This window comes from Magnetospirillum sp. 15-1, assembly GCF_900184795.1.
GTDB lineage: Bacteria > Pseudomonadota > Alphaproteobacteria > Rhodospirillales > Magnetospirillaceae > Phaeospirillum.
This window is the reverse complement of the sequence record NZ_FXXN01000016.1, coordinates 133110-140216: the sequence shown is the minus strand read 5'-3', so window position 1 is coordinate 140216 and position 7107 is coordinate 133110. Positions and strand designations below refer to the sequence as shown.

The window sequence follows — 7107 nt, the reverse complement described above, 5'->3', positions numbered from 1 at the left end:
CGCTGCTGGAACGCATGCCGGCACGCAAGGCTACCGTCGCCATCGCCAACAAGCTGGCCCGGATCGCCTGGGCTATTCTCGCCCATGGCGGCACATATCACAGGCAAGCCGGATTGGCCGCCTGAACCAAAGTCCAACCACGGCACTTCGATTGCGAGGGCGATGAAAGCGTGATGGCGACCGGTCAGACCCACGAGCCGAAAAACCCTGTTCGTGTCCCGGCCGGTCGAGGCCGTACGGATGATTTGGGAGCGGTTCGCGGATCACATCATGGCCAGCGGCAAGGTGTGCCGCGCAAACAGGCCGGACACATGACTGCCCCAGACCGGCGGACACTGCGCCTAATTTTCCTTGCAACGCAGGGGCCGTCCACACAAGACACGGATGCGGCGCTTCGCACCGCTCGCGGATGGACACGGAATGGAATTCTTATTCTCCGTGCTCATCCGTGGCCGCGAAGCGGCGTCCGTGTCCATCCGCGTCCATGGATAAAATCACGGACCGCGCGGCTCCACCCGTTCCAGGGGCAGGTCGGCGAATTCCCAGCCGTCCGAGCCGTCCGGGTACCAGTAGACCCGCGCATAGCCCAGGGACAACGCCCGCTTGGCGGCGTTCCAGCTCATCCAGCAATCGATGACGCAAAAGAACATCAGGGGGCGGGCCTTGTCGCCGCCGCTCAATTGGGCCAGTTGCCCGGCAAACCACTCCCGCATGGCGGGCGACAGGTCGCCGTAGCCGGTATTGGCCAGCCACACCGCGCCGGGCAGGCTGAGGCGCGGCCTGGGCAGCAACCAGGTGCCGTCGGACGGGCGACGAGGCGCGGGCAGCACGTCGAGGACCACGACGTCGCCCCGGGCCAGAAGATCGCGAGCCTCGTCAGTATCGACGGTGACGGCGCCGTCCAGGCCCAGCGGCACCGGGGCGCGGTAATCGCCCATGCGGTATTCCTCGCCCCGGGCCGGGGCGGCGAACAGCAGCAGGGCGAGGGCAAGGCGCTTCATCCCGCCATCATCCGGGCGGCGCCCCCGACGGCCCATTGGCAATAGGTCCAATACCGAAGCCCTCCGCCCCTTCCTAGACTGGCAGGCAGTGGAGGGAGCCCCCAATGCGTCTGGCGCCGTTGCTGATCGTGTTGCTGACCGCCCTGCCGGCCGTTGCCGCCGAGCCCTTGCGGCTCGGTCTGCTGACCTTCGGCACCGCCCAGTGGGAGATCGAGACCATGCGCACCCACGGCATCGACGCCGCCCACGGCATCCGGGTGCAGCCCCAGGAACTGGCCGGCAAGGATTCCTCGGCGGTGGCGCTGCTGGGCGGCTCGGTGGACGCGGTGGTGGGCGACTGGCTGTGGGTGTCGCGCCAGCGGGCCATGGGCCACGACCTGACCTTCGTCCCCTGGGTGGGCATGACCGGCGCCCTGCTGGTCCCCGAGGCGTCGCCCGTCCGCACCCTGGCCGATCTGGCGGGCAAGCGGGTTGGAGTAGCCGGCGGGCCGCTGGACAAGAGCTGGCTGCTGCTGCGCGCCCTGGCCACCAAACGCCACGGCATCGAATTGGACCGTATCGTCGACAGGACCTTCGGCGCACCGCCCCTGCTGGCCCAGCAATTGGAGGCCGGGCGCCTCGACGCCCTGCTGACCTTCTGGCCCTCGGCGGTGCCGCTGGAGGCCAAGGGCTTCCGCCGTCTGCTGGACGTGGCCGCCATTCCCGCCGAACTGAGCCTTGAGGCACAGCCGCCGCTGATCGGCTGGATCTTCCGCCGGCCCTGGGCTGAGTCCCGTGCCGCCGAGGTCGAGGCCTTCCGCAAGGCCGAGACCGAGACCCGCGCCCGGATGTGCGCCCCCGGCTTCGACTGGGCGGGCCTGGACCACCTGACGCGGGCCACCGACACCCGCACCCGAGACGGCTATCGCGCCGGGTTCTGCGCCGGCACGCCCGGCGTCGTGGAGTTGGACTCCGCCCGACGTCTCTACGCCCTGCTGGCCGAGCTGGGGGGCGAGGATCTGGTCGGCCCGTCGCCCGTCCTGCAGCCGGGCACCTTCTGGTGACGGGACGGCGCATGGTCTGGCAGGCCCTGTCCCTGGCCCTCTTGCTCGCCGCATGGCAGGTCGCCGCGTTGGCCGCTCCCACCGCCACCTTGCCGCCGCCCGGCTTGGTGCTGGCGGCGCTGGCCAAGGCGGCGGTCCAGGGCGACCTGCTGCATCACCTGACGATCACCCTGGCCCGCGTCGCGGTATCCTTCGCCCTGGCCCTATCGGTGGGCTCGGCGCTGGGCATCGCGCTGGGCCGGGTGGCGGTGCTGGACCGGCTGTTCGACGGCTGGGTGGTGTTCTTCCTCAATCTGCCCGCCCTGGTCACCGCCATCCTGTGCTTCGTGTGGTTCGGCCTGAGCGAGGGTGCCGCCCTGGCCGCCGTGGCGCTCAACAAGATCCCCTCGGTGGTGGTCACCCTGAGGGAGGGCGCCCGCACCCTCGATCCCGGCTATGCCGATATGGCGAGAATCTACCGCCTGGGCCGCCGGAAGACGCTGCGCCACGTGGTGCTGCCGCAACTGGCGCCCTATCTGATGGTGGCGGCGCGCTCGGGGCTGGCGCTGATCTGGAAGATCGTGCTGGTGGTGGAATTGCTGGGGCGAAGCGACGGCATCGGGTTCAAGCTGCACCTGTTCTTCCAGGGCTTCGACGTGACCGGCATCCTGGCCTATTCCCTGGCCTTCATCCTGGTCATCCAGGCCATCGAGCTGGGCCTCCTCGCCCCCATCGAGCGCAAGGCGGCGCAGTGGCGTGATTAGGGCCGAGGTGACCGAAAAGCGCTTCGGCGACCGGGTGGTCCTCGCCAATCTGCGCCTCGACGTGGCGCCGGGCGAGACGGTGGCGGTGGTCGGCCCCTCGGGCTGCGGCAAGTCCACCCTGCTGCGCATCCTGGCCGGGCTGGACCATGCCTTCACCGGCCGGGCCGAGCGGCCCCGGCAATTGGGCATGGTGTTCCAGGAGCCCCGCCTGCTGCCCTGGATGAGCGCAGGCGCCAACATCGCCCTGGCCGCCCCCGACCTGTCGGCGGCCGAGATCGAGGCCGCCCTGGCGGCCCTGGGACTGGCGGGCGAAGGCGACAAGCTGCCCGGCCGCCTGTCGCTGGGCATGGCGCGCCGGGTGGCGGTGGCCCGTGCCCTGGCGGTGCGTCCCGCCGCCTTGCTGCTGGACGAGCCCTTCGTCTCGCTCGACGAGGACAGCGCCCGGCTGACCCGGGCGGCGGTCATGGCCTATTGCGCCCAATACCGCCCCGCCGTGGTGATGGTCAGCCACAACCCCGCCGACCTGGACGGACTGGCCCAGAGGGTGGTGGCTATTCCATGACCCGGCGGGCGAGGAAGCCCCTGGACGGGTCATAACCCCACACCGCCAGCCCGAAGAACACCGCCAGGCCGCCCAGCACCCAGGCCAGGGACAGGGGCGCCACGTCGAGATAAAGGGCGAAGCGGATGGCCTCCACCGCGTGGGTGAACGGATTGAACCCGGCCAGACGGGCCAGCAGCGGGCTGGTCTCCGCCACCTTCCACAGGGGATAAAGCGCCGAGGACAGGAAGAAGGCGGGGAAGATCACGAAGTTCATCACGCCGGCGAAGTTCTCCAACTGGCGGATGGCCGAGGACAGGAACAGCCCGGCCGCGCCGAGCATCAACCCGGTGAGCAGCAACACCGGCGACGCGGCCAGCAGGCCCCAAAGCGGCACCTCCACCCCGAAGGCCAAGGCGGCGGCCAGGAAGGCGTAGACCTGGACCAGCGACACCAGGGCGCCGGCCAGCAGCTTGCAGGCCAGCAGCCACCAGCGGGGCTGTGGCGAGGTCAGCAGCACCCGCATGGAACCGGTCTCGCGGTCGTAGACCATGGACAGCGAGGTCTGCATGCCGTTGAACAGCTGCACCATGCCCATCAGGCCGGGCAGGATATAGACCTCGTAGGTGATGTAGGACTCGTAGGGCGGCGTGATGGCCACCCCCAGGGCGGCGCGGAAGCCGGCGGCGAAGATCACCAGCCACAGCATGGGCCGCAGCAGGGCCGAGATCATACGCTCGCGCTGACCCAGAAAGCGCAGACCCTCGCGCAGCAGGATGGCCCACAGGGCGACCAGGGCGGCCCTCATGCCCCCTCCTCCGCCAACAGGGCCTGAAAGGCGCTTTCCAGCCCGTCGGCGCCGGCCCGGCGGATCAGCTCGCCCGCCGATCCCGCCGCCCGCACTCGGCCCGATTTCAGCAGCACCACCGGGTCGGCCTCCTCCACCTCGTCCATCAGGTGGGTGGTCCACAGCACCGCCAGCCCCTCCTCCCGGCACAGGCGGCGCAGATGGGCGAGCAGGGCACGGCGCGACGGCGTGTCGAGGCCCACCGTCGCCTCGTCGCAGACCAGCACGGCGGGCTTGTGCGCCAGGGCGCGGGCCAGTTCCAGCTTGCGGCGGTTGCCGCCCGACAGCGAGCGGGCCGGCTGTTTCCGCGCCGCCTCCAGGCCGAAGCGGGCCAGACCATCTTCGACCGACCGGTCAGCCGCCTTGCCCCACAGCCCGTGCAGGGCGGCGCCATAGCGCAGGTTGCGCTCGGTGGACAGGTCGAGGTCGAGGGTGGATTGCTGGAACACCACTCCCAGGCGGGCCAGGGCCTTGCCCGGTTCGTCCGCCAGACTGTGCCCGCCGATGAAGACGCCGCCGGCTCCGGGGGAATAGAGGCGGGTCACCAGATTGACCAGGGTGCTCTTGCCCGCCCCGTTGGGCCCCAGCAGCACGGTGAAAGCCCCGGCCCCGGCGGTGAACGCCACCTCCTCCAGCGCGAAGCCGGAACGGTAGGCATAGCCGAGACCGGTGACCGTCAGCGCGCCGCTCATGGCTTGATGGCCACCCCCCAGGGATAGCGGCCGACGGCGATGGTCTTGATCACCGTCAGGGCCTTGGCGTCGATCACCGAGACATCGCCGGAAATGCCGTTGGTGGCCAGCAGCCTGCCGCCGTCGGGCGTCAGTTCCAGATGCCAGACCCGACGCCCCACCAGGATGTATTTCAGGACCTTCAGACTTTGGGTATCGATCACCGCCACATGGTTGGCGGGACCCAGCGCCACGAAGGCCAGCTTGCCGTCGGCCGAGAATTTCAGCCCCACCGGCTGAATCTTGTCCTTGGGGATACCGGGAATGGCGAAGGAGATCGCCTGCCGCTCGGTCCGGGCGGCCGCGTCGATGACGTGAACGGTGCCGCCGATCTCGGCGGTGACCCACAGGCTCTTGCCCGACGCCTCGAAGGCGGCGAAGCGCGGCCGGGCCCCCACCGCGATATTGTCCAGCACGGTCAGACGGTCGGCATCCAGCAGATGGGCCATGTTGGTGGTTTCCGAGGTGTTGACCACCACCCGGCCGTCGGGGCTGACCGCCATGCCCTCCGGCTCGATGCCCACGTCCACCTGGCCGATCACCTTGCGGGTGCTGGTATCGATCACCGTCACCACGTTGTTGTTCTCGTTGGCGACGTAGAGGCGCACGCCGTCGGGATGCAGAACGAACTGCTCGGGGTCCTCGCCCGAGGGCAGATCGTGCAGCAGCTTCAGCGTGGCGGTATCCATCACCTGGATGGCGTCGCTGTCCGAGGCGCAGATGTAGAGATGCTTGAAATCGGGCGACAGGGTGATGCCGCGCGGCCGGCGGCCCACCTTGACCGTCTTGCTCACCGCCATGGTCTTGAGATCGATGACCGAGATGGAATCGTCCTTCTCGTTGGAGACGAAGGCCGTCTGGGCGGCGGCGGCACCACACCACAAAATCGCGGCGACGGCTGTCAGCGCAACACGCATGCGTTCTCTCCCCTGTCGGTACCCAATGTGTCGAGATCGGTGACGGGATGCAGGAAGCCTTCCTGCGGCGCCGTCGCCACCACGCCCCGCGCCCAGCCCACCAGCATGGGCTGGCGCAACTGGCCGTCCCACGGGCGGAAGCCGGCGGTGCGGCCCTTGTAGACCGGCAGGGCGAAATCGGGATTGCGCAGCATGGCGGCGATGCGCTCGGGGTCGGCGGATTTGGCCCGCATGGCCGCCTCGCCCACCGCGCGGCCCGCCACCCAGGCGGCGAAGTCGCGTTCCCCCATGGGGCGGCCCGCCTGGGCGCGGAAGCGGTTCTGCGCCTGGGTGGCGCCCCACTGGTCGTGGGCCGGGTGCCAGGCCGAGGCGCTCAGCCCCTGGGTACCGGCCACCGGGCGCGGATCGAAGGTGTTGAATAGCGCCAGATCGCCGAACTCGTTGGTCTCGTCGGCCACCATCAGCACGTCGTAGGACCAGTCGCGGGTCAGCAGGGCCACCTCGCCCTCGGCATTGCGCTGGGCATCCCGGGTATAGGTCCAGGGCTTTTCCGCCACGATCTTCGCCCCGAACTTGCGGGCGGCGCGGCGGATGGCGGCGGCCCGCAACTGGTCCTCGGGGGCCGGCCCCACCAGCATGGCCCATTTCTTCCAGTTGCGCCGCACCAGCACCTGGGCCAGGGCATCGGCCTGCATGGCGCGGCTGGGCATGGTGTGCAGCAGGTTGGCGCGGCAATCCTTTTCACGCAGGGAATCGTCCTCGGCCCCGGCGTTGAACAGGATCAGGCCCGAGCCCTTGGCGGCGTCGGCCAGCCGCGACAGGTCGGCAACCGGCAGGTCGGCCACCGCGAAACGGATACCGTCCCTGAGCAGCCGTTCCACCGCATCAGCCTCGGGCCGCACCTCCACCAGCCGGAACGACTGACCCAGGAAGCGGCCGCCCGCGTTGTCGTCGGCCACGGCCAGCCGCAAGCCGGCCAGACCGGTATCGCCGGGCGGCGGCCCGTCCAGCACCGAGGGCGCGCGCGGGGCCTCACGCGGCAGGGACAGCCAGGCGATACGGACCTCCTCGGCCCCGGCGGCGTGGGCCGGGACCAGCAGGACGAACGCCAGCAGCAGGATCAATCTGGGCACCGTAGCTCCTCTTTCGCGCCAGGGCCGGAAGGGCAAGTCTAGGAAGCGGCGGGCCACGGCAAAATTGGACCTTTGTCCAATGGGTCGAAGCCCGCCGGACGCCCGGAATCGGCCCGAAATTGTGCCAAGGTCCAATACAGCCCCGCCGGCC

8 protein-coding genes and 1 pseudogene are annotated in these 7107 nt (G+C 69.8%); 4 read left to right on the top strand and 5 right to left on the bottom strand.

All coding sequences use genetic code 11. The features are described from left to right. A pseudogene (locus CP958_RS03535) lies at positions 1–125 on the top strand (IS110 family transposase); the annotation flags it as partial. Between the two features lie 369 nt (positions 126–494). Here the strand turns inward: CP958_RS03535 and CP958_RS03530 are convergent. Next, positions 495–1001 (bottom strand): PQQ-dependent catabolism-associated CXXCW motif protein, encoded by a 507-nt coding sequence (locus CP958_RS03530; protein WP_170958822.1) that lies wholly within the window; start codon positions 999–1001, stop codon positions 495–497. Between the two features lie 104 nt (positions 1002–1105). Between CP958_RS03530 and CP958_RS03525 the strand changes: the two genes are divergently transcribed. The 3 genes from CP958_RS03525 to CP958_RS03515 are packed head-to-tail and all read left to right on the top strand — an operon-like array spanning position 1106 to position 3349. Beyond that, positions 1106–2044 carry an ABC transporter substrate-binding protein gene (locus CP958_RS03525; protein ID WP_096700619.1) on the top strand — a complete coding sequence of 313 codons (939 nt, stop codon included), beginning with the start codon at positions 1106–1108 and terminating at the stop codon, positions 2042–2044. Then, positions 2041–2787, top strand: a complete 747-nt coding sequence (locus tag CP958_RS03520) for an ABC transporter permease subunit (RefSeq protein WP_096700618.1) — start codon at positions 2041–2043, stop codon at positions 2785–2787. The genes CP958_RS03525 and CP958_RS03520 overlap by 4 nt, the downstream gene beginning before the upstream one ends. Beyond that, positions 2780–3349, top strand: a complete 570-nt coding sequence (locus CP958_RS03515; RefSeq protein WP_096700617.1) for an ATP-binding cassette domain-containing protein — start codon at positions 2780–2782, stop codon at positions 3347–3349. Before CP958_RS03520 ends, CP958_RS03515 begins: the two co-directional genes overlap by 8 nt. Here CP958_RS03515 and CP958_RS03510 read toward each other — a convergent pair. From CP958_RS03510 to CP958_RS03495, 4 genes are read right to left on the bottom strand one after another with little or no spacing between them, the layout of a single operon-like run. Further along, entirely contained in the window at positions 3339–4136 is a 798-nt protein-coding gene (locus CP958_RS03510; RefSeq protein ID WP_096700616.1) for an ABC transporter permease, read from the bottom strand. The genes CP958_RS03515 and CP958_RS03510 overlap by 11 nt on opposite strands. Then, entirely contained in the window at positions 4133–4867 is a 735-nt protein-coding gene (locus CP958_RS03505) for an ATP-binding cassette domain-containing protein (protein ID WP_096700615.1), read from the bottom strand. Before CP958_RS03505 ends, CP958_RS03510 begins: the two co-directional genes overlap by 4 nt. After that, entirely contained in the window at positions 4864–5823 is a 960-nt protein-coding gene (locus CP958_RS03500; RefSeq protein ID WP_096700614.1) for a PQQ-dependent catabolism-associated beta-propeller protein, read from the bottom strand. Before CP958_RS03500 ends, CP958_RS03505 begins: the two co-directional genes overlap by 4 nt. Beyond that, entirely contained in the window at positions 5808–6956 is a 1149-nt protein-coding gene (locus CP958_RS03495; protein WP_096700626.1) for an ABC transporter substrate-binding protein, read from the bottom strand. The genes CP958_RS03500 and CP958_RS03495 overlap by 16 nt, the downstream gene beginning before the upstream one ends. Positions 6957–7107 lie beyond the last annotated feature (151 nt).